Source organism: Holdemanella porci (genome assembly GCF_009696075.1).
GTDB lineage: Bacteria > Bacillota_I > Bacilli_A > Erysipelotrichales > Erysipelotrichaceae > Holdemanella > Holdemanella porci.
Genome location: NZ_VUMR01000036.1, coordinates 1 through 19,848 on the forward strand (window position 1 = coordinate 1; position 19,848 = coordinate 19,848).

The window sequence follows — 19,848 nt, forward strand, 5'->3', positions numbered from 1 at the left end:
ATGAGTTGATGGATTATGGTGAATACTTTATTGTGAAAGCTATATTTGAAAAACATATGAATCTTCCAAAGACTAATACATTGTATGGAGCTGTAGGAATCGATATCAATGTGGACCATATAGCACTTTGCGAAACCAACATGGATGGAAATATTGTACTAATTAAGAAGTATCCAATCCATAAAGAGAATACCAAGAACAAACGAAATGAGGAACTGTATCAGCTGGCTATTGAAATCATGGAACAATGTAAATCCAAGAAGAAGAGTCTGGTAGTGGAAGACTTGAATTTCAAGCAGTTGAAAACAAGGATGCTTTATCGCCCTAAAAAACAAAATAAAACATTATCGAGTTTTGCGTATAAGAAGATATTAGAAAAAGTAGAAAGAAAATGTTTGATGAATGAAGTGGATGTAATCAAAGTAGATCCAAAGAATACGAGTAAGATCGGAAAAGAAAAGTATACAAAGATCAAAGGACTGAGTGTACATTATTGTGCAGCCTATGTGATCAATCGAAGAGGCATGGGATTTGTGGATTAAATAAAGATAAATAATCAGAACCAGAAGTTTATGATATCTTACTGGATGATAGATACATAGATTATGGATGAAATTCTGAAGTGTTTATAAATAAAAGCATACAATAAAAACTCCATCGATAAAGACTGAATGGATCGGGATACCGAATGATTCAGAAAGATGGAGTAGATATTGAAATGTTACCGGACGACTGGAAACGAACCGGGCACGCCATTTAGGCGTGTGACTTTTTCGCAGAAAAAGTCTTTTCTTGTTTTTCTTGTTGAAATTTTTATGATTTGTGGTAGTATACTAAACAGGAAAATATAGTGATTTTTTTTCAAAGGAGGATATCTATGATCAAGAACCCAGTCTTATTTATGAAAAAAACGTCAGCGGTTGGGATGAATAGTATTCTTCGTAGTGCTATACTTTTTAATAGTTCCATTTAAAGATTGGCAATGTATTGTTTGCTAATCTTTTTTTTGAGTAAATAACAGAAAGGACAAATTATGGAAAGACTTTTGATTTTAGAGGATGGAAGTGTATATCGCGGAACTGCGTTTGGTAGTGACAACTTCCAAATTGGTGAATTGGTATTTAATACGTCAATGACGGGTTATCAAGAAATTTTGACAGATAATTCATATTGTGGACAAATTGTAATGATGACATATCCATTGATTGGTAACTATGGGATCAACCGTGATGATAATGAAAGCATGGTTCCATGTGTATTTGGATTTGTCGTTAAGGATTATTGTGAATTTCCAAGCAATTTCAGATGTTCAGAAACATTAGATGATTTCTTAAAACGTGAAAATATTCCAGGTATTTATGATATTGATACACGTGAAATCACAATGAAGATTCGTAACGTAGGTACCATGAAGGCAGTTATGGCTGATGTGGATGCCAATGTAGATGCGGTAGTTGCTGGTTTAAAAGCCGCTGATTTCTTACATGATCAAGTGGCTCGTGTTTCGACAAATAAAGTATTCCCAATCCCAAATCGTGGTAAGAAAGTTGTATTGATGGATTTTGGGGCAAAATTAGGTATTGTTCGTGAACTATCAAAACGTGGATGCGATTTAGTGATTGTTCCTTATGATACACCAGCAAGCACAATCCTATCTTATCGTCCAGATGGCGTTATGTTGTCGAATGGTCCTGGTGATCCTACCGATGTAAAAGTCGCTATTGAAACGATTAAAGAATTGATTCCTCAAACGGTTGTATTTGGAATTTGTCTAGGTCATCAGTTGATATCTTTGGCTTGTGGTGCAAAAACATATAAATTGAAATTTGGACACCGTGGAGCTAACCATCCTGTAGTTAATCTTTCAACAGGTAAAGTAGAAATTACTTCTCAAAACCATGGTTTTGCGGTAGATATTGATAGCTTGAAGGATACGCGTTTGGAAATGACACACCAAGCATTAAATGATAAGAGTTGTGAGGGCGTTTGTCATAAAGATTACCCATGTTTTGCGGTGCAATATCATCCAGAAGCAAGTGCAGGACCTGAAGATTCTCGTTACTTGTTTGATCAATTTATTGAATTAATGGAGGAGAATAAAAATGCCTAAACGTACAGATATCAAAAAAATCTTAGTGATCGGTTCTGGCCCAATCATCATTGGTCAGGCTGCTGAATTTGATTATGCCGGAAGTCAGGCATGTCAATCCCTTCGTGAAGAAGGATATGAAGTTATTTTGATTAACTCAAACCCTGCCACAATCATGACAGATACTGCAATCGCAGACCGTGTTTATATTGAACCTTTGACTGTTGATTTCGCAAAACGAGTTATTTATAAAGAAAGACCCGATGCCATTTTAGGATCATTAGGTGGTCAAACAGGATTAAACCTAGTTGTAGAATTACATGAAGATGGAATCTTAGATGAGTTTGGTGTAGAAATTTTAGGTACAGACTTACATGCGATCAATCGTGCGGAAGATCGTGAATTGTTCCGTTCTTTAATGCAGGAAATCAATGAGCCAGTACCAGAAAGTACGATTGTTCATACAGTAGAAGAAGCTGTTGAATTCGCAAAACGCGAAGGATATCCATTAGTTGTTCGTCCAGCTTATACACTTGGTGGAACAGGTGGAGGTTTCGCCGATGATGAGGCTGAACTTCGTGAAATTTGTGATTCTGGATTAAAGGCTAGTCCTGTACATCAATGTTTGATTGAACAAAGTATTGCCGGATATAAAGAAATTGAATATGAAGTAATGCGTGATGCCAAAGATAATGCGATCGTCGTATGTAATATGGAAAATATTGATCCAGTAGGTGTGCATACTGGAGATAGTACGGTTGTTGCGCCAGTTCAAACTTTGACAGACCGAGAAAACCAAATGCTTCGTAATGCATCTTTGAAAATTATTCGTGCATTAAAAATTTGTGGAGGATGTAACGTACAGTTGGCATTAAATCCAAATAGTTTTAAATATTATGTCATCGAAGTTAACCCTCGTGTATCTCGTTCATCTGCTCTAGCTAGTAAGGCAACAGGATATCCAATTGCGAAGATTAGTGCTAAATTAGCGGTTGGTTTAGGTTTAGATGAAATTCTTAACCCAATTACTAAAACAAGTTATGCATGTTTTGAACCTGCATTAGACTATATTGTAACGAAATTTGCACGTTTCCCATTTGATAAATTCCCTAATGCAGATCGTCATTTAGGAACACAAATGAAGGCAACTGGTGAAATTATGTCGATTGGACGTAACTTTGAAGAATCTTTCTTAAAAGCAGTTCGTTCTTTAGAGATGAAAGTAGATCATATATACAAAAAAGAATTGGCAGGATTGACGAAAGAAGAATTACTTGAAAAAATCAAGAAGTGTGATGATGAAAGAATCTTTGCGGTTACACAATGGCTTCGTGATGGATATGATATGGAAACCATTCATAATGTGACGAAAATGGATGATTTCTTCTTGTGTCACTTATCAAGGATTATCAGTTTAGAAAAGCTAATGATGGAAAATCCCAAAGATGTTGAAGTTTTGCGTAAATTAAAGAAATATGGTTTTGCGGATAGCTACATTGCACGTAACTGGAACATGAAAGAATTCGACTTATATAACTTACGTAAAGAAAATGGAATCATGCCAGTATATAAGATGGTAGATACTTGTGCGGGTGAGTTTAAGAGTGCAACTCCATACTTCTATTCAAGTTATGAACATAAGAATGAATCAAAACGTACAGACCGTAAAAAAATCGTTGTATTAGGTTCAGGACCAATTCGTATCGGACAAGGTGTTGAGTTTGACTATGCGACAGTACATTGTGTACAGACTTTGCGTGAAGAAGGCTATGAAGCTATCGTCATCAACAACAACCCTGAAACTGTATCAACCGATTTCTCAATTAGTGATAAATTGTATTTTGAACCACTAACTACAGAAGATGTAATGCACGTAATTGATTTAGAAAAACCATTGGGTGTTATTGTTCAATTTGGTGGACAAACCGCAATCAACTTAGCCGATTCATTGGTAGAACATGGCGTTAAGATTCTAGGTACTTCACTACACTCTATTGATTTAGCGGAAGACCGTCATGAATTTGAAGCGATGTTACATAAATTGGATATTCCTCAACCACGAGGTGAAACTGCAGTAACAGTAGAAGAATCACTCGTTATCGCCAATAAGATTGGTTATCCAGTACTTGTTCGTCCAAGTTATGTATTGGGTGGTCGTGCAATGGAAATTGTACATAATGATGATGAATTAAGAGTATATATGGCAACAGCTGTAAAAGAAATCAGCCATGATGCACCAATCTTAGTTGATAAATATATTGTTGGTAAAGAACTAGAAATCGATGCGATTGCGGATGGAAAGAACGTATATATTCCAGGTGTAATGGAACATATCGAGCGTGCGGGTATTCACTCTGGTGACTCAATTAGTGTATATCCTACGCAGATCATCAATGAGAAGGTGAAAGAAACAATCATTGATTATGGAACAAGAATTGGTGAAGGTTTTGAATTTGTTGGTTTATACAACATTCAGTTCATTGTAGATAAAGAAAACAATGTCTATGTATTAGAGGTAAACCCACGTTCCTCTCGTACCGTACCATTCTTATCTAAGATTACAGGTGTTCCTATGTCTCAAATTGCGACTAAGTGTGTATTAGGTGAAAGTATTGAAGATCAAGGCTTAACACCTGGATATCATCCTGAAGATAAAGAAAGAGTCTTTGTCAAAGCGCCGGTATTCTCATTTGCGAAATTACGTAGTGTAGATACAGTGTTAGGACCTGAAATGAAATCTACAGGTGAGGCTTTGGGTAGTGATGTCAACTTAGAAAAAGCATTGTACAAAGCTTTAGTAGCTTCTGGAATCAATATTCCTTTACATGGAAGTGTATTACTAACAATTGATGACGATAATAAACAGGATGCTTTAGAAATCGCAAAACGTTTCTGTAATATTGGATATGGTATTTATGCGACGAAGGGTACAGCTAAATTCTTAGAAGATAATGGCTTATTTGTACATGTAGCGGCCAAAGTTAATGAGGATAATGGAAATGAAACGGTATTGGATATTATTCGTCATGGTCATGTAAACTTTGTCATCAACACAATGTCAAATAAAGACAATTCTACAAGTAAAGATGGATTCTTGATTCGTCGTGTATCTGCAGAAAATAATATTTCTTGTATGACAAGTTTAGATACGGCACATGCCTTAATTAAAGTATTGGAATCTTTGAGTTTCTCAATGATTTCTATGAATGAAATGGGTAAATAGAGTGTGAGAAATCACACTCTAATTTTTATAAAAAAAATTAGCACTTAAGTGTTGACAGTGCTAAAAAAGTGACTATAATGATAATTGAAGTTAGAGATAAGTCAAAAGATATCCCGTAACTTGAAGATAGATTTCATAATCTAGTAATCAGGAGGTGATATTTATGAAGTACTATCCAATGTTTAATTTATTTGATGATTTCTTTACAGGAAACACTACAAGTGATGTCATGAAGACAGATATTGTGGAAAAAGATGGAAACTATGAAATGAGCATGGAACTTCCTGGAGTTAAAAAGGAAGATATCCAGATGGAATTGAAAGATGGATATTTGAAAGTAACTGCTACACATGATTCAAATACAGAAGACAAAGATGAAAAGGGTCGTGTTGTTCGTAAAGAACGTGTTAGTGGATCTTATTCAAGAAGCTTCTATGTTGGTGAAGGTATTCATCAGGAAGATGTCAAAGCTTCCTTTGACAATGGAGAATTGAAGATTGTTGTTCCTAAGGAAGCACCTAAACAGATTGAAGAAAACAAATTTATCCCTATTGAATAAGGTATCAGGAGGCGATATTTATGAAGTACTATCCAATGTTTGATTTATTTGATGATTTCTTTACAGGAAACACTACAAGTGATGTCATGAAGACAGATATTGTGGAAAAAGATGGAAACTATGAAATGAGCATGGAACTTCCTGGAGTTAAAAAGGAAGATATCCAGATGGAATTGAAAGATGGGTATTTGAAAGTAACAGCTACATATGGTTCAAATACAGAAGACAAAGATGAAAAGGGTCGTGTTGTTCGTAAAGAACGTGTTAGTGGATCTTATTCAAGAAGCTTCTATGTTGGTGAAGGTATTCATCAGGAAGATGTCAAAGCTTCCTTTGACAATGGAGAATTGAAGATCGTTGTTCCTAAGGAAGCACCTAAACAGATTGAAGAAAACAAATTTATCCCTATTGAATAACTACAAGAATGCACCTATATGGTGTATTCTTTTTTTAAGGGGGAAATTATGAGGATAGAGGTAATAAATGAAAAGCGTTTAAATCATATTCATTATTGTAGGGTACATAAAGAGAATCAGCAGCTATCGGGTTCTTTTTGGGTTCCTTCCAAATCAAAATCTAAGAATAAGAAGATGTTTAGTATCGAATTAAATGATAGGAATTTTTTGGTTTGCGATCCTGAACATATTTTTAAACAAAAGATTTCAGGAAATAAACCTAGTGAATGTATTCTAAATTTGATGAATATATTGATTCAAGAAGATATGGAGTTTCTTCAAAAATTAGAAATGAAGCTTGAAAGAATAGAAGATCAGTTAATGTCGCATACGGGATCTCATTATGAGTCGCAAATCTTTGAAATGAGGAAAACGATTAGTGCTTTTGACTCATATTATGATCAGATGATTGAAGTCGTACAAAATTTGCAGGAATTTTATAATGATACACATTTTGAAACACTAGAGAAAAGACTAACACGTCTATCGAATGTTACGGATCGTTTGGCAGAGTATTCCATTCAGCTTCGTGAAATGCATCAAACACAAGTGGAGATGCGTCAGAATCAAATCATGCAGTTTTTAACGATTGTGACAACGATATTCATGCCGCTAACTTTAATTACTGGATGGTATGGTATGAATTTTAAGGCTATGCCAGAATTAGATAGTTCCTATGGATATTTCATTGTGATTGGAGTCTGTATATTGATCATTATTTTAGAAGTGATTTACTTTAAAAAGAAAAAATGGTTTTAGCTATAAAAAATGCTTGTTTCAGTGTATGATTTTGGTAGAGAGCAGGTGTTTATATGTCTGTGAATATTCGTATTATGCAGAAGGGTTTCTTTCGTAGAAAAAAGTTTATAATCGATGATGTAGTTAAACTGTCTCACTTATCTTTTGGGGTTATGGATGAAAATTGTCAATTAATTCCGAATCAGATAGGGGATCATACAATCTTATTTGATCATAAATATCTTCAAAGAGGGATTGAAATCTATATTCAAAATCATGATATTTGTTTGAATTTAAGTCTTCCTACAAGTATGGATGAAATTCAATTGTTTTATTATTTAGTAAAAGTATATTGTGAATATATGGATACTGATGAATTTGTGAAAGACGATTGGCTAATGAACATAAAGGATATTGATTTGCAGATGGTGTATGATAAAAGAACGAGTGCTGATGCACTTATGGATTTAAAGAGTAAACTATCGGATCATAAGTATTTTGAAATCTTTGGCATTCTTCATCCAATTTCAATCGGGGAAAATGAATTGAATGATTTTGGTACAGATTTAGATTTGTTTGGGCAATATCTACATAATCAACAAGCTTTGGATGCATATTATGCCACGCCAAGAATCTATAATGCACATGGTAGAAGAATTGGTATGTATGCGCTAGGAGCTGATATTTTAACGATTCTTCCCGTAGAGCCTTATGTGGTATTGAATCAAATTGAAGGGATAGAAGAATGGTATGTATTTATGAATGACAGCCTTGTGAAGTATCGTGATTTAATGGGCTTCATTAAAAAGTTTGATTATTATGATGCTAATCATAGAATGGTATGTTTATCGAAAGAAGAGATTTCAGAGGCTTTAAACACGCTTACTATACAAAAAATATGAGCAGCTAATCAAATAGCTGCTCATTAACTGTATCTAGTGTTCCTTGAAAGAAATCATTTTTTCCTCCACCGCGAACTTGATGTCTTTCTTTGAGTTGTAAGAATATATCTTTAGAGTTGGTCATAAAACGATAATTATCTTTTTGTTTAGAAACAAGTAAAACATAGTTGTTGCTAAAAGATACAAGCTTATTGTAGTAATACAATTGTGTATCTCGATCGAGTTCATCACATAAAATGATTTGATTTTCTTTATGTTCAATGATTAAGTGATTGATCATCTCTTTGTTTAATTGCTTGATTCTTTGTTTCAAAGCATAATTATCAACTAATATACGTTGTACATTAGATGATAAAGCGTCAATGCTTGAAGACAATTGATTGGAGATTTGGATGGCTTGATCATGTTTTAAGACATAGTCTTCATAGGCAAGTTTTCCACATAGGAAGAATAGGCGTGTGCCTTTTTTGATTTTCATCGATTTAATGATTTTAAACAATCCCACTTCAATCGTACTTTTTACATGGGGTGCGCAACATGCGCATAAATCTACATCTTCAATTTCGACAAGGCGTGGTTTGGCTAAGTCAAGTTTAGCTCGATATTCCATGTTGGAATAATCCTCTAAGTAATAGGTTTTAACAGGTTTATTTGCAAAGATGACAGAATTCACTAAAGCTTCAATTCTTTTAATTTGATCATTATTTAAATCCATCGCATAATCAGCTGTAATTTCATTGTATCCTAAATGAAATCCGACATTATCCACATGAAATTCTTTGTGTATCAATCCAGAAAGAATGTGTTCTCCTGTATGATGTTGCATATTGGTGTAGCGATGAGTCCAGTCAATAATACCTTGTACATCACCATTTAATGCAGAGTGCGTATAATGATGAATTTCATCATTTATGATTTGTACATCCACTACTTCAATACCATTCAACGTTCCTTTGTCACATGTTTGTCCACCTTCTTCAGGAAAGAAAAGGGTTTGATCCAAGATTATGTCATATAATTCATTCTTTTTAACACATGAAACAACATGGGCATGAAATGTTGTTTGGTAGCCTTCTTGTTCGTATAGTTTTAAAGTCATATATATCACCGGAATTAATCATAGCATAAGTGATACAAACTTTGACAAATAATTAAAAACATATTAGACTAATATGGTTTGAACAAAGATGTTTTGCTTCCCAACCATCTTTAAAAAAACAGGAGGGTAAAAAATGAATAGAATTAATACGGAAGTTAAAGAAGTGAGTGTATTATTAAGAAGTATACCTTCACTTACGATGACACTTTTTATTGTTTCGGTCATCACCATGAATCTTTTGGCAAACAAAAGTATTAACTTGCCATTTAGCTTTATGGCACTAGATTGTGGAATTGTGGTAAGCTGGCTTTCCTTCTTATGTATGGATGTCATCACAAAACATTTTGGTCCTAAAGCTGCAACACAAGCATCACTTGTAGCGGTGTTGGTGAATTTAGGTATGTGCCTAGTCTTCTTCTTGGCATCAAAGATTCCTGGCGTATGGGGTGAATCCTATGTAGAAGGTTCAGAAGCCATTATTAATGGGGCATTAGACGGAACAATTGGTGGTACTTGGTATGTACTATTTGGAAGCACAATTGCGTTTATTGTTTCTGCCATTGTGAATAACTATACGAATTCCATGTTAGGTAAGATTTCCAATAATAACAGTAACTTTAAATCGTATGCATTCCGCTCTTATGTATCTACTGGTATTGGTCAGTTTTGCGACAATCTAACGTTCGCATTGATTGTGTCACACCAATTCTTTGGATGGACATTGGTACAATGTGTTGTGTGTGCCTTTACAGGTATGATTGTAGAAACACTATGTGAGGTCATCTTCTCATATCCTGGTTTCAAGATCCTACAAAACTGGAAGAAGAATAAAGTAGGTAGAGAATATTTTGAATATATGAAAGAAAGCAGTCGTTAAACTGCTTTTTCTTTTGTTTATAATTGTTCTAATAATGCTTTTGTACAATTATAGGTATTTAGTCTTTGCGTTGTTTCTAAGATGCCTGTTAATATTTCTTTCGTGTCTTCATCGACCAATTCACCATTTTGTTTGTAGTCGTATATGATGATTGGCTCAACAATATAAACACCTTCACAAGCATCCTCTAAATAAATCGCATAATGCGTATCGCTAATTGTATATAAATACATATATTCTTCAGATTCATTGTATGTGCAAGATAGTACAGTGCCGACTGGATATTTTTGACTAAATGAAATAGAATGTTCCAAATCATGATTGATTAAATTTTGATCGATGTCCCTTAAAATGTTTCGTACAAAATCCAGAGCGTTTTTTTGAACAATCTTTAACTCTTCTTTCATGCATTCAAACCGCAACTGATCTACAACATCTAATTCTTTGGCATGGATTGGAACAACTTTGTTTTTATGATTCTTAGAATTGATTTTTAAACCAAACTTTTTCTTGTTGTAGGTATATAAATATACATATTTAATTTCATCAAAACGACTTTCCAAAATGGTTCCAACTGGATATTCTAATTCGTAAGGTAGAAGCAGTGTATTTTCAATGGAATTTAAACGTTTCTTTAAATAATCTGAATGAATATCATTTTGTTCAATCAAAGCTTTATAGATCGAAGCACATTGTTGTTCGGTAAATACAATATGAGTAGCTTTATCCATATTGAGTTTAAATTCAATAAGTTCGCATATGTGATTTTTAAATTTGTTGTAGTCAATACCATAAGATATGTTGTCACAATCAAATAAGTAGATGATCCATGGTTCTTCAAAAATAATGGTTCCAGGAGTTAATTTACGCTCGTATTGTTTTTTCTTTTCTTTTGGCTTAGGTTTATTCAATTGTTTATTTACCCAATCATTTCGACAAGTGCAAGATACTTCAATTAATGTGTTAATATCTATATCTTCGAATGTATATGTGTTCGAGAAGTCCAAAGAGCGTGGAATGTTTTTGAATCTAAAATATTTAGAATCGATTAATTCACCGCCATTTATACACTTATACATTTCGTATTTATGATCCTTTTTCTCATTAAAGTAATAATAAGACTTATTGATTTTAAAAATATCACCTTTATGAATGGGTATTTCCATATCAAAATTTAATATAGCTTTTCTACGAATATTGGCGTAGGCTTTTAATTCTCTGGCAATTTGGCGTACACAATATTCATCCAATTCTTTATAAATATATTGGATATATGCAATAGGAATGACATAAGCACAATCAAATTGCACAACAGAATCTTTGTATAGAGCGTTTTGAGAATCATATACTTCATTGGTAAAAATATGTTTCTCGTAAGATCTTAATGGTTTAGGATGTGTAGCACATGCATATCCAAAAAGTTCATCCCTCCCTTTTTTCACAATCAAGAAAGGCCTTGTTGTGTGTCCTTCAGGAATGGCTTTTAAAGCTTTATCTGTAACTGGCATTGTGCAATATACTAAATCACCGACAGATATATGATTAAAAATATCTTCTTGCCAATCTTCATAAGCGTGTTTGGATTTAAATCCAATATTACAAATATTAGCTCCAATTTTTAAATACTTTTCTTGTTGGAGTGTACACTTATTTTGTTTTGTTTGTTTTTGTTGTTTATAGAAAAAACTTCGGATAAATGTTTGGATAGATTTAAAATACCCCATTATGTTCTTATTCATGTTCAAGTCCCTCATTCAAGCCAACCATATCATTTTAATTGACATTATCGATGTCTAAAACATAGATTGTTTGAAAAAGTGAATAAAACTTGTTTAAGTAATGTGATATAAACAAGTTGGATGGTGAGTAGGATGAAATATAAGTTTTCAGAGGATTTGAAGTCAATTCGAGAAATTTTAGGACTTTCACAAAGCGAATTTGCAGATAAGATTGGAGTTGAGCAGGTTACTGTTTCAAGAAATGAATTAGATGATTTAGATGCATCAGCAAATTTTTTGGAGGGTGTATATGCTTTTGCGTTTGCACAAAATATTAAAATGAACAGATTAAAGGAAATGCTCTATCGAGATGATTTAACTCAAAATGAAAAATTACTTTTCCATGGAGCAAAAAGTGAAATAGTTGGGGATATAGACATTCATAAAGGTCGATATAATAATGATTTTGGACAAGGGTTCTATACAGGTGAAAGTTATGAACAAGCTATTTCTTTTGTTTCAGGATTTGAACATTCTTCTGTATATTATTTTTGTTTTGATGACAGCAATTTGAAATGCAAGAGATATAAAGTGGATCAAGAATGGATAATGACTATTGCGTACTATAGAGGTGCACTTGATGAATATAAAAATCATCCTAAAATAAAAAAACTTATAGAAAATACAAAGGATTGTGATTATATAATTGCTCCTATTGTTGATAATCGTATGTTTCAAATTATTAATTCTTTTATCAATGGTGAGATTACAGATGAGCAGTGTAAGCATTGTTTGGCTGCAACAAATCTTGGAATGCAATATATTTTTAAAACTCAAAGGGCATTGTCTCAGATTAAACCATTAGAGCGATGCTATATTTCGGTTAATGAAAAAGAATACTATAAAAATATTCGACTAGAAGAGTCAAGGTTAGGAGATAATAAGGTTAAATTAGCGAGAAAACAATATAGAGGAAAAGGAAAGTATATCGATGAAATCCTAGTATAAAAGGAGGTGCGATGCATGAGGGACATAAAGAAAATAAATAGTGATGGGTTGCTTTTGTGCGAGCTTCAGGCAAAAGCTTTTGAAAATTCTATTGATAAGATGGAGTCAAGTTCAGAAATATTTATTAGGCGATTTATGAAAAGTAAGATTGCAAAAAGATTGGATAATCAATCGATTTTGGATAGTAATATTCAGGCAAATGATATTTTAACGTTAGTAGATGAAGAATATGGTGCTACTGATTATGGTTCTGTAAAATATACGCATAATGAAATGTATTGGATTGGATATATTTATAGATATTTTTCATTTATCTACGATTTATCTTCTTCACAAGTTTACAAAATTATAAAACCAAAAGAATTGAGAGGGTTGTTTTTACCATATCATACAATGGATCCATCTCAGGCGATTGAGAGAATACTAGAGGCAAAAGGAATGTTTATTGATGAAGAAACAGAGCTACAGCGTCAGTATGAAATATTCAAAAGAATAAGAATGAGTAAGAAAGATAAATAATTAAAGTGAACGGATACGTTGTATATCCGTTTTTTTAACATTTGATACGTTGGATGAAAATGGAATAAAAAATTGTATAAAAGCGATTACAGACATGCTAATATGAAATTAGAAAAGGAGGACATAGCAAGATGACATTAGATTGGTTAGTTTATGCATTAGGTGTAGTAGCTGTTGTTTTCTTGGTTGGTATGTTCTTCAAGTATAAAAAGTACAATCGATATGCCGATAGATTTGAAGACACATATCCAGACGCAAAGTAAGATTATGAAAAAGAGGCAGAGAAAAAAGAATAATAAAAATGTCTTTATTCCATTAATTCCTGTTGAAATGACGGAAGAAGAGGTTAAACAAATTCTTAAAACTAGAAAGGTGAATAAATTGGATGATAGGCGTAATATGCATCATAGTACTTGTGATGGAGTTCATGTTTCAGATGAGCTTTTCTAAATGGGGATTCATTTCTATGGTTGTTCTACTTGAGATGGAGCTATCTATGGATTTTATATCCATGATTATTTACAAGCAATGATGTGTGTTGCAGATATTGGATTTTTTGTATGCATATGAGCGTTTTAACAAATAAATGCAAAATTATTCGAAATTTCATTAAGAATGGAATATTCAATGAAGAAAGGGCAATTGAGATTTCTAAGTTTGATCATAATACAATAGAAGCTTTAGTACATTCTCAATTATTAGTACAAGTAGATGGTCGTGTATATTTGGATAAACCATTGTATGACTTTAGATACAAAGAAAAATATATCCATTATGGAGAGATTATATTGTTGATCATCTTCTTGATATTTGCGTTTCATGCATCTTATTTAGAAACAGCATTGTTTAGGAGATAATGATATGAAAAAGAATCGGCTTCAAAGATTACAAGAGGATATGAATGAAGATCTTCAAAAATATTTAGATGAAGACTTGTTAGATACAACTCCAAAAGAAAAGAAGGAATCTAGCTTTTGGATGAAGTGTGTAGCTTTATGTTTATTGTGTAGTTATGGAATTGCACAATTTCTAGGAAGAGTATTAGGTGATAAACAGGCAATAGTGCAATATGGACTTGCGGGTATAATCGTGATTTGTGCACTCGCTTTCTATATCTGGCTACGAAGAAAGTATAGGTAATGATTATGAATGATAAACAGAAAAACATTATTGATAAATTGAATAAGGATAATAAATCATTAAATCAAGGACATAAATCCATGGTGGAATATTCTAAAGGAATGATTTATATAGACTTATTTGTGGTGTGTTTCTTGATTTACTATTTTACGAAGAATGCATTTCTATTCGGATTCTTATTATTTGAAATCTTTAATTCAATCTACGCAAAGAATGATAAGAAGAAGATTGGGATTGGTATTGTAGTTGGAGTAGTAATCTATATTCTTTTGGAATTGTGGATATAATCATATTGGATTGAATCCAATATAAAAGATGGGCTGTTGCAGCATGTGTAACAGTCCTTTTTGAATAGAAATTTAGTATTGAACGATTCATTGATTCATGTATTTCACGTAGGAAAACAACAAATGATACGTTTGGTTGAAAATGAATAAAAACTGTATGAAAACGATTTCAGACATGCTAATATGAAATTAGAAAAGGAGGACATAGAAAGATGACATTAGATTGGTTAGTTTATGCATTAGGTGTAGTAGCTGTTGTTTTCTTGGTTGGTATGTTCTTCAAGTATAAAAAGCACAATCGATATGACGATAGATTTGAAGACACATATCCAGATGCAAAGTAAGATCATAGATAATAAGCTTCCAAGACTACAAAATAATATAGAAAAGGAGGTGGACCTATGAAGAAGTATGCAGTGGCATTGCTAAGTGTATTCTTGGTTTGTGGATGTTCGAATATAACACCAAATAATGAAAAAGTAGAGGCTAGTCAGGAAAAGCTAGAGAATATGACAGCCTTATATACTGGTCTTGCAGAAGCGAATGAAACAATTGATAATAAGTCGAAGATTGGTATATGGGCCTATTATGAGGATGGTACAAAAGAATTCATTACACAAGGATGGACTGTCAAAGAGCCTGTCACATTAGAAGCTGGAAAGACTTCAGAGGTTACAGTTGAATATCGGGGATTAGAAAGTACGATTTCAGTGGAGTGCAGTGAAGTGGATGAAGCATCCTTTAAGGCAGAGTCACAATCACCGGATCAATCGGATTTGGAGGTTACACATTCTAAGTGGTATGGAAAGAAATTGACATATACAGGAAAAATCATAGCTCGCGTAGATGATAAAGATTTTAGAGGATACATGATCAGTATTTTTGATGATAAGTCATATGTTTGTGTGCTTGATTTCAATAAAGAATTTGATTATAAAGAAGGTCAAACTGTTACATTCTGGGCATATGGTCTTGGGCGTGTGGAATCCAAAGGATTGTTTGGAAAAGAGAGAAGTTGTATTGCGTTTAAGGCAAAGTATATGGAAGAAGCATAATAATATGTTTATGAATCACAAAATGGTGAAGAGGAAAAACTTATGAATTTAAATGATTATGTTAAATTTAATGATTCTTGTAAACAATTTGAGATCGTTACTGGAACACAGGGAAAATACTCTTATGATGATGTGATAAGAGTATCTGTTTTAAATGAAAAGGCAAAATATAAAGGAAAAGGAATTCCATTTACAGCTGTACTTCCAGGTGGACCATTACCATCTGGCTTATTTCAGAATCCATATTTGTATGTTGGAGTGAAGATTGTTTTAAAGGACGAAACTGTATTAGCTATTTATGTGTCAAAAGAAAAGACAATGGTCAATACAGACCAGTACATTCAAGATCGTAAGATCGCAAAGAAAATAGAGGAGGTGATTAAAAATGTGTGTGAAATTTCAGGATGAAGAAAATAGATTAGAAATAATGGGTGGTGCAAGCTGCTTATATGAAGAGATTCAAAAGTGTTCTATTCAAAACGAAGATGCAAATTTCAAAGGTAAAACAAAACCATTTACACATACAATTTTAGGTGGAGCTACATTTATGGCGGGTGCAGTAGAACCAATGATGTATGTTGGTATAAAAGTTGTTCTAAAAGATAATAGTGTGTTACCAATATATGTTTCCAAGGAAAAAGTGTTATTTAATAGTGATAAGTATTTAAAGGATGTCAAAGAAGCCAATGCTATATTGAAAGAATTGGAAAAAAGATTGCAATCTTAAAATTGTTGCATTCGAGGCATAGGGTGTAACAAAAAAATTGAAGAATCGATATTAAGTATAAAGAAAGTAAGGTGAAATAATATGTGGAACCGACAACAAGTTAAAGAACAAGCCAAACAAATCATGAAACGAAACTATTGGAAAATGTTTGTGGTTACGTTGATTGCATCAACCTTGACGGGTGAAAAAACAACCATTATTGAAAGAGTACAAGACTTTGCATCAAACAACATATCTTACGATACTTCACCCATATTTTATTCCTCTAATTTCCAATATATATTTTATTCATTCATTTCAATCGCCAGTATTCTTGGGATACTCTATACAATCTTTATTGGTAATGTTATTGTAGTTGGAAACAATGGATATTTTATTAAGAACCATGATGAAAATCCTGAACTTGGTGAAATCTTTAGTGGTTTTAAAGGTAACTATTTAAATGTGGTAAAAATCATGTTTTTGATGGATTTAAAAACACTACTGTGGCTATTCTTATTTATAGTACCTGGAATTATTAAAGCTTACGAATATTCTATGATTCCATATCTATTGGCAGAAAATCCAAATCTTTCGGCAGATGAAGCCTTCTCTTTGTCCAAACAAATGACAAGTGGACAAAAGGCAGATCTTTTTGTTTTAGACCTATCATTTATCGGATGGATCATTCTAGGCTTGATTTGTTGTGGAATTGGAATTCTATTTGTACTACCTTATCCACAAGCAACAAGAGCTGAAGTGTATTTAAACCTAAGAGATTTCGTAAAGATATAAAGACGGATATCCATAGTTGTATGTTTACCAGGAAAATAGAAAGTGATGCGTATGAATGATACAAATAGATACACTCATTATTTAGTTTTATTTCTTTGCTCTATGATTATTCCTGCAATGAATACATCAGCAGTATCAATAGCACTTTCGAATAATATCGTAGATTTAATTTTTTATATCATTGATTTTGGAGTGTTTGGATGGGGTATTAAACGGTTAAAAGAGAAGGATGAACACCCTATTGGTATTATATTAGCTGTAATAGCTATAGAGGATTTAATCATAAGTTTTATGTGCAATATTACTTTTATTACATATATTGTTCAGGCAGTTGTGATTATCGTATATGCGGTTTATTTAAATTATAAGAAATAGAATAATTAAATCACGCAATATGTGTGGTTAAGTAACAATAAATTTATGTATAAAAAAATGAATTTAAAGGTACTAAAAAACAAAAAAAGAATTTTGATACCCTAAAATGGCATTTATGTTATTATTAGCTTAAATAAAATGTATTGAAAGGTTAAATGATTATGAAAAATCAGTTTTATGGTGAACTCATTCTTCTTTTGATTGCTTGTCTTGTTGCACTTCCAATTCAATTTATTCCTAAACTAAAAGAGAATAAGAAAGTAAAAATAATTTTTTGTATCATGGTTATTGTTGTATTTGGTATTTATACTACATATACAAGTATCAAAGATAATCCTAAAGTGGACGCTAAATTGGGTGAAAATTATATAGAGTTTAAAAAGAATGAAGTTATTTCGCTTAATAATATAGAAGATGTTCAGTTTTATGATAATGTAAAGTTTGAGATTGTAGCTAATGGCTATCGATGGGGTAATGATGATTATTATTCTGGAGATGCCAATGTAAATATAAAAAAAGGTGAAAAAACTTTAAAATACATATATAAGGGTAAAGTGTATATCAATGCGAATAATAAAAGTTATATTGTTCTTAATGAAAAAGGTGCATCCAAGTCTTATGTGTTTAATTTGGATACGAAAAAGAAGACAAAACAAATGTATTATGAATTACTTGAGCATGCGCATTGAGATTTATAAAAGGCAGAATGAATATGAGAAAATGGCGAAATAAATTTATTATATGTTTTATGATTGTATTTGTATTTTTGAGTGGGATTTTTTATATAAATAGGAAATCAATAGGATATGTTTAAGATTATTTATATTTTATACGTGTGGTTGAAACAAATTCTTTTAGGTTAAATACTATTCCGACTTTAGATACAAAACAAATATATTTAAATAAGACAATGAAGTGTAAAAATGATCGTGAATTTTTAAATGACTTAATTGAATTTTATTTCAATTATGAGACAAAAGGCCATTTCAATATTGTAGATGTGGATTCATATCATAGAATACATCAAGTGTATAAGAATTTAATTCAAGACAAAAGAATCAGTAAGAATAATTGGAATTATAAGAAACTAATGGATAAAGAGGTGTTTGATTCGTATTACAAACTAGGAAAAGACACTTCTTATTTGCATGAAGAAAATGATAGAGGTGTTGATTGCTATGAAGACAAAGAATTCTTTGTGATTGAGTTTCATTCTTTTGATATAAGTATGTTAAATTCATTGGCTCAAATAAACGAAGAGCTTCAAGACTTTCATGGGGATAAAATAATAATCGATATTTCAGATAATGAAGGTGGATCGGATATTGTATGGAAAAAGTTAGTGTCTTATTTAAGTGGAGTAGATTATAGATATAAATCTAAAATAACAGGGCATGGAAAGGCATCGAAAAAATATGTGGAATCGTATGACATAGATGTTCAAGAAAGTGAATCTAAGTTTTCATATATAGATTGCATAGATATTCAATCAGAGAAATTGTTTGATTTTAAAAAAGTTTATTTGATTATGGGTGATAAAACTTTTTCTGCAGCCGATTCATTTGCCAGATTTTCCAAGTCCACTGGATTTGCGACAGTAATAGGTAAAGAGAGCGCCGGATTTGGAACGGGTTTAGATCCTATGTTATTAAAATTGCCGTATACGAATGTGTTAGTTATGTTAGATTCAGTTGGTAAATATCCTGAAACAACAAAGCCAAAATATCAATTAAATAATATTTGTATTAAAGATGTTGAGCAATATATAGTTACAAATAATATATAAAAAAAGCACCTGGCAAATGCTAGGCGCAATCTTTGACAAATGGTGGTCTTAGCCGGAATTGAAAAGCAATTTTGTTTAGAGTGGATTATGTTGTTACTTCTACTTTATATAAAGGTGCAATAATTCAAGAAAATGAATAAAATCCTATACTTTTTATCTGCTTTTGAAAATTTTTTGATAAAATTTTGCAGTTAATTTAGTATGAAATGGATTGTGATTATCTGATGGATTTACCTTTCAAAGAAAGTTATAAATTGAATGCATATGATTAAAAAATAAAAAGGTATCCAAGACTCCGTTGTTTAAAGACGGAGAGGGATACCAATTTGAATATATACATAAGCAGTAAACTTATGTCAATTCCCACCTATACAAAGATATTAAAAGACTATGATGCTAGTATATTTATAGGACAGGTAAAACATCTCGAATTTGATTTGATAAGGAACCAATCACATTAAAAATAGAATGAGATATTGAACATGACTGTCCTGGATATTGTAGATTCTTGTGCATA

The 19,848-nt window shown here is 32.2% G+C and carries 25 protein-coding genes; 23 read left to right on the forward strand and 2 right to left on the reverse strand.

All coding sequences use genetic code 11. From position 1 onward, the window contains the following. The 7 genes from FYJ55_RS07090 to FYJ55_RS07120 form a co-directional block, all read left to right on the forward strand. The coding region (locus FYJ55_RS07090; RefSeq protein WP_154556234.1) for an IS200/IS605 family accessory protein TnpB-related protein at nucleotides 1–542 on the forward strand (542 nt) is incomplete at its 5' end. A gap of 488 nt (nucleotides 543–1,030) precedes the next feature. Continuing rightward, on the forward strand, nucleotides 1,031–2,110 hold the full coding sequence (gene carA / locus FYJ55_RS07095) for a glutamine-hydrolyzing carbamoyl-phosphate synthase small subunit (RefSeq protein ID WP_326831851.1): 1,080 nt from the start codon (nucleotides 1,031–1,033) through the stop codon (nucleotides 2,108–2,110). Further along, nucleotides 2,103–5,312 (forward strand): carbamoyl-phosphate synthase large subunit, encoded by a 3,210-nt coding sequence (carB, locus tag FYJ55_RS07100; RefSeq protein ID WP_154556236.1) that lies wholly within the window; start codon nucleotides 2,103–2,105, stop codon nucleotides 5,310–5,312. Before carA ends, carB begins: the two co-directional genes overlap by 8 nt. Nucleotides 5,313–5,475: 163 nt before the next feature. Beyond that, nucleotides 5,476–5,871, forward strand: a complete 396-nt coding sequence (locus FYJ55_RS07105) for an Hsp20/alpha crystallin family protein (RefSeq protein WP_154556237.1) — start codon at nucleotides 5,476–5,478, stop codon at nucleotides 5,869–5,871. Nucleotides 5,872–5,891: 20 nt separating this feature from the next. After that, nucleotides 5,892–6,287, forward strand: coding sequence for an Hsp20/alpha crystallin family protein (locus tag FYJ55_RS07110; RefSeq protein ID WP_154556238.1), 396 nt, complete (start codon nucleotides 5,892–5,894; stop codon nucleotides 6,285–6,287). A gap of 48 nt (nucleotides 6,288–6,335) precedes the next feature. Next, complete coding sequence (locus FYJ55_RS07115; RefSeq protein ID WP_195836688.1) at nucleotides 6,336–7,085, forward strand: magnesium transporter CorA family protein; 750 nt, start codon at nucleotides 6,336–6,338, stop codon at nucleotides 7,083–7,085. 53 nt (nucleotides 7,086–7,138) lie between these two features. Continuing rightward, nucleotides 7,139–7,966 (forward strand): DUF4299 family protein, encoded by an 828-nt coding sequence (locus FYJ55_RS07120; RefSeq protein ID WP_154556240.1) that lies wholly within the window; start codon nucleotides 7,139–7,141, stop codon nucleotides 7,964–7,966. A 4-nt stretch (nucleotides 7,967–7,970) separates the two neighbouring features. Here FYJ55_RS07120 and FYJ55_RS07125 read toward each other — a convergent pair whose 3' ends face one another. Beyond that, the gene (locus FYJ55_RS07125; RefSeq protein ID WP_154556241.1) at nucleotides 7,971–9,065 is read right to left on the reverse strand and encodes an alanyl-tRNA editing protein; all 1,095 of its coding nucleotides are present in this window, start codon (nucleotides 9,063–9,065) and stop codon (nucleotides 7,971–7,973) included. Between the two features lie 133 nt (nucleotides 9,066–9,198). Between FYJ55_RS07125 and FYJ55_RS07130 the strand changes: the two genes are divergently transcribed. Next, a complete protein-coding gene (locus tag FYJ55_RS07130; protein WP_154556242.1) occupies nucleotides 9,199–9,942 on the forward strand; it encodes a VUT family protein in 744 nt (247 codons plus the stop codon). Nucleotides 9,943–9,959: 17 nt separating this feature from the next. Here the strand turns inward: FYJ55_RS07130 and FYJ55_RS07135 are convergent, their stop codons facing one another. After that, nucleotides 9,960–11,681, reverse strand: a complete 1,722-nt coding sequence (locus FYJ55_RS07135; RefSeq protein ID WP_154556243.1) for a hypothetical protein — start codon at nucleotides 11,679–11,681, stop codon at nucleotides 9,960–9,962. Nucleotides 11,682–11,813: 132 nt separating this feature from the next. Here FYJ55_RS07135 and FYJ55_RS07140 point away from each other — a divergent pair, with 132 nt between their 5' ends. The 15 genes from FYJ55_RS07140 (at nucleotide 11,814) to FYJ55_RS07200 (ending at nucleotide 19,331) form a co-directional block, all read left to right on the forward strand. Then, nucleotides 11,814–12,668 carry a DUF3990 domain-containing protein gene (locus tag FYJ55_RS07140; protein ID WP_195836689.1) on the forward strand — a complete coding sequence of 285 codons (855 nt, stop codon included), beginning with the start codon at nucleotides 11,814–11,816 and terminating at the stop codon, nucleotides 12,666–12,668. A 15-nt stretch (nucleotides 12,669–12,683) separates the two neighbouring features. Further along, the gene (locus tag FYJ55_RS07145; RefSeq protein ID WP_154556244.1) at nucleotides 12,684–13,187 is read left to right on the forward strand and encodes an antitoxin; all 504 of its coding nucleotides are present in this window, start codon (nucleotides 12,684–12,686) and stop codon (nucleotides 13,185–13,187) included. A 131-nt stretch (nucleotides 13,188–13,318) separates the two neighbouring features. Beyond that, nucleotides 13,319–13,450, forward strand: coding sequence for a hypothetical protein (locus tag FYJ55_RS11315; RefSeq protein WP_268234146.1), 132 nt, complete (start codon nucleotides 13,319–13,321; stop codon nucleotides 13,448–13,450). A gap of 4 nt (nucleotides 13,451–13,454) precedes the next feature. Then, nucleotides 13,455–13,637, forward strand: a complete 183-nt coding sequence (locus tag FYJ55_RS07150) for a hypothetical protein (protein WP_154556245.1) — start codon at nucleotides 13,455–13,457, stop codon at nucleotides 13,635–13,637. Nucleotides 13,638–13,747: 110 nt separating this feature from the next. After that, nucleotides 13,748–14,044, forward strand: coding sequence for a hypothetical protein (locus FYJ55_RS07155; protein ID WP_195836690.1), 297 nt, complete (start codon nucleotides 13,748–13,750; stop codon nucleotides 14,042–14,044). Nucleotides 14,045–14,048: 4 nt separating this feature from the next. Next, nucleotides 14,049–14,327: a hypothetical protein gene (locus tag FYJ55_RS07160; protein WP_154556247.1), complete on the forward strand. Its 279-nt coding sequence runs from the start codon at nucleotides 14,049–14,051 to the stop codon at nucleotides 14,325–14,327. A 5-nt stretch (nucleotides 14,328–14,332) separates the two neighbouring features. After that, entirely contained in the window at nucleotides 14,333–14,614 is a 282-nt protein-coding gene (locus FYJ55_RS07165) for a hypothetical protein (RefSeq protein WP_154556248.1), read from the forward strand. Between the two features lie 212 nt (nucleotides 14,615–14,826). Then, on the forward strand, nucleotides 14,827–14,958 hold the full coding sequence (locus tag FYJ55_RS11320; RefSeq protein ID WP_268234147.1) for a hypothetical protein: 132 nt from the start codon (nucleotides 14,827–14,829) through the stop codon (nucleotides 14,956–14,958). 57 nt (nucleotides 14,959–15,015) lie between these two features. After that, nucleotides 15,016–15,669, forward strand: coding sequence for a hypothetical protein (locus FYJ55_RS07170; protein WP_154556249.1), 654 nt, complete (start codon nucleotides 15,016–15,018; stop codon nucleotides 15,667–15,669). 42 nt (nucleotides 15,670–15,711) lie between these two features. Continuing rightward, nucleotides 15,712–16,077 (forward strand): hypothetical protein, encoded by a 366-nt coding sequence (locus tag FYJ55_RS07175; RefSeq protein ID WP_154556250.1) that lies wholly within the window; start codon nucleotides 15,712–15,714, stop codon nucleotides 16,075–16,077. Beyond that, a complete protein-coding gene (locus tag FYJ55_RS07180; RefSeq protein ID WP_154556251.1) occupies nucleotides 16,055–16,396 on the forward strand; it encodes a hypothetical protein in 342 nt (113 codons plus the stop codon). The genes FYJ55_RS07175 and FYJ55_RS07180 overlap by 23 nt, the downstream gene beginning before the upstream one ends. An 81-nt stretch (nucleotides 16,397–16,477) precedes the next feature. Next, nucleotides 16,478–17,170 carry a DUF975 family protein gene (locus FYJ55_RS07185; protein WP_154556252.1) on the forward strand — a complete coding sequence of 231 codons (693 nt, stop codon included), beginning with the start codon at nucleotides 16,478–16,480 and terminating at the stop codon, nucleotides 17,168–17,170. Nucleotides 17,171–17,221: 51 nt separating this feature from the next. Beyond that, nucleotides 17,222–17,545: a hypothetical protein gene (locus FYJ55_RS07190; RefSeq protein ID WP_154556253.1), complete on the forward strand. Its 324-nt coding sequence runs from the start codon at nucleotides 17,222–17,224 to the stop codon at nucleotides 17,543–17,545. Between the two features lie 161 nt (nucleotides 17,546–17,706). Continuing rightward, a complete protein-coding gene (locus tag FYJ55_RS07195; RefSeq protein WP_154556254.1) occupies nucleotides 17,707–18,234 on the forward strand; it encodes a hypothetical protein in 528 nt (175 codons plus the stop codon). 221 nt (nucleotides 18,235–18,455) lie between these two features. Further along, complete coding sequence (locus FYJ55_RS07200; RefSeq protein WP_154556255.1) at nucleotides 18,456–19,331, forward strand: S41 family peptidase; 876 nt, start codon at nucleotides 18,456–18,458, stop codon at nucleotides 19,329–19,331. Nucleotides 19,332–19,848 lie beyond the last annotated feature (517 nt).